General features: G+C 74.5%; 2 protein-coding genes and 1 pseudogene. 2 read left to right on the top strand and 1 reads right to left on the bottom strand.

What is annotated here, in order from left to right:
• Both G3I53_RS02130 and G3I53_RS02125 read left to right on the top strand, forming a co-directional pair.
• Window positions 1–822: WS/DGAT domain-containing protein (locus tag G3I53_RS02130; protein ID WP_164437972.1), on the top strand; the 822-nt coding region annotated here is incomplete at its 5' end.
• Window positions 823–924: 102 nt separating this feature from the next.
• Window positions 925–2,400: an SDR family NAD(P)-dependent oxidoreductase gene (locus G3I53_RS02125; protein WP_164333574.1), complete on the top strand. Its 1,476-nt coding sequence runs from the start codon at window positions 925–927 to the stop codon at window positions 2,398–2,400.
• A 23-nt stretch (window positions 2,401–2,423) separates the two neighbouring features.
• Here the strand turns inward: G3I53_RS02125 and G3I53_RS02120 are convergent.
• A pseudogene (locus tag G3I53_RS02120) lies at window positions 2,424–2,623 on the bottom strand (hypothetical protein); the annotation flags it as partial.

The following is a 2,623-nucleotide window of genomic DNA, read 5'->3' as shown; positions in this document are numbered from 1 at the left end:
GCGCGCGGACTGCTCCCCGACGTGCGCCGCATGCCGGACCTCGTGCGCGGCGCCCTCTCCGACGCCGGGCGCGCCCTCGACATCGGCGCCGCGGTCGCCCGCTCCACGCTCGACGTGCGCTCCTCGCCCGCGCTGGCCTGCGAGTCCAGCGGCAGCCGCCGCACGGCCGGCACGGTCATCGACCTCGACGACGTCCACCGGGTCCGCAAGAGCGTCGGCGGCACCGTCAACGACGTCCTGATCGCCGTCGTCGCCGGAGCCCTGCGGCGCTGGCTGGACGAACGCGGGGACGGCAGCGCGGGCATCGCGCCGCGCGCCCTCATCCCGGTCTCCCGGCGCCGGCCCCGGACCGCCCACCCCCAGGGCAACCGGCTCTCCGGCTACCTGATGCGGCTCCCGGTCGGCGAACGCGACCCGCTCGCCCGCCTCACCACCGTGCGCGACGCCATGGACCGCAACAAGGACGCCGGCCCGCACCGGGGCGCCGGCGCCGTCGCCCTCCTCGCCGACCACGTCCCGGCCCTCGGCCACCGGCTCGGCGGCCCCTTCGTCGGCCAGGCGGCCCGGCTCTGGTTCGACGTGCTCGTCACCAGCGTCCCGCTGCCCGGCTTCGGACTGAAGCTGGGCGGCAACCAGCTCGGCGCGGTCTTCCCGCTCGCCCCACTGGCCCCCGGCCACTCCCTCGCGGTCGCCGTCTCCACCTACCGCGGCCGGGTCCACTACGGGCTGGTGGCCGACGGCGCGGCCGTCCCGGACCTCGACCGGCTGGCCCTCGCCCTGTCGGAAGAGGTGGAGACACTGCTCACGGTCTGCGATCCCTGACCGGCGCGGGTTTGGTCTGCGGCGCGGCGCTCCGTAAAATTCCCCGTTCGACAGCGGGCGCGACCGGAGCGCCGCGAGGCAGAGCGGGAAACGACAGCGGCGATGACGGTGACAGAGGACGGCCCCCGGGCCGCGGACGCGGTGGAACACGGGCCCGGTATCGACCCCGAGCGGCTGGCCGTCTGCCTCGCGGTCCTGGAGGAACTCGACCGGCTCGACGTCGACCACCCCGACGCGGTGCTGGTCCGCCGGGCCACCTCGCACATCTACCGCACGGTCAAGCAGCGCCGCCGGCAGGAGCGCCGGGCCGCCAAGACCGCCCACGACAAGGCGGTCACCGAGGCCACCGCGACCGGCTCCGCCGAGCGCATCGACGACGAGACCGAGGGCATCCTGCCGTCCTCCCGGGTCGAGCCTGGCAAGATCGCGGGGATACTCCAGCGCCCGCGCTCCTGCTACGTCTGCAAGACCCGCTACGTCGAGGTCGACTACTTCTACCACCAGCTCTGCCAGAAGTGCGCGGACGACAACCGCGCCCGGCGCGACGCCCGCACCGACCTCACCGGCAAGCGGGCCCTGCTCACCGGCGGACGCGCCAAGATCGGCATGTACATCGCGCTGCGGCTGCTGCGCGACGGCGCCCACACGACGATCACCACGCGCTTCCCCAACGACGCCGTCCGACGCTTCAAGGCGCAGCCCGACAGCGACGAGTGGATCCACCGGCTGAAGATCGTCGGGATCGACCTGCGCGACCCGGCCCAGGTCGTCGCGCTCGCCGACTCCGTGGCCGCCGCCGGACCGCTGGACATCCTGATCAACAACGCGGCGCAGACCGTGCGCCGCTCGCCGCAGGCCTACAGCGAGCTGGTCACCGCCGAGTCCGCGCCGCTGCCCGCCGGGGAACTGCCCGCCGCCGAGGTGATCGGCTCCTTCAACTCCGGCGCGGTCGCCGAGCTGCCCGTCGCCGGGGGCGGGGCGCTCACCGCGCAGGACGTCACCGGTCTCGCCCTGGTCTCCGGCTCGGCCTCCCCGGCCCGCATCGCGGCCGGCACCGCGATCGACGCCGGGGGCCTGGTCCCGGACCTGCACGACACCAACAGCTGGGTGCAGACCGTGGACGAGGTCACCCCGGTCGAGCTGCTGGAAGTGCAGCTGTGCAACTCCACGGCACCGTTCATCCTGATCAGCCGGCTGCGCCCGGCGATGGCGGCCTCCCCGGCGAAGCGGACCTACATCGTCAACGTCTCCGCCATGGAGGGCGTCTTCGACCGCGGCTACAAGGGCGCCGGACACCCGCACACCAACATGGCCAAGGCCGCGCTGAACATGCTCACCCGCACCAGCGCCCAGGAGATGTTCGAGCAGGACCGCATCCTGATGACGGCCGTCGACACCGGCTGGATCACCGACGAGCGCCCGCACCCCGACAAGGTGCGCCTGGCCGAGGCCGGGTTCCACGCCCCGCTCGACCTGGTCGACGGCGCAGCCCGGGTCTACGACCCCATCGTGCGCGGCGAGGCCGGCGAGGACCTGTACGGCGTCTTCCTGAAGGACTACGCGCCCGGCAGGTGGTGAGCCGGCGGCGGCCCGACGGACCGTCAGCCGGGCGCCGCGGGCCGTGACTCGCGCGCGGCCAGCAGTTCCAGCACCGTGCGCCAGTCCTCCAGGACACCGGGATCGAAGCAGGCGGTGCGGGCCTCCTCGTCCGCCGCGCGCAGGGCGAGCAGGTCGTCGGCCCCCGCGGCCGGATGCCGCCGGACCAGGTCCGCGACCCGCGCGCCGAGCAGCGGGCGGACCG

Origin of the sequence: Streptomyces sp. SID14436, from assembly GCF_010548465.1 — a bacterium.
Taxonomy (GTDB): domain Bacteria; phylum Actinomycetota; class Actinomycetes; order Streptomycetales; family Streptomycetaceae; genus Streptomyces.
This window is presented reverse-complemented; position numbering and strand designations above follow the sequence as displayed.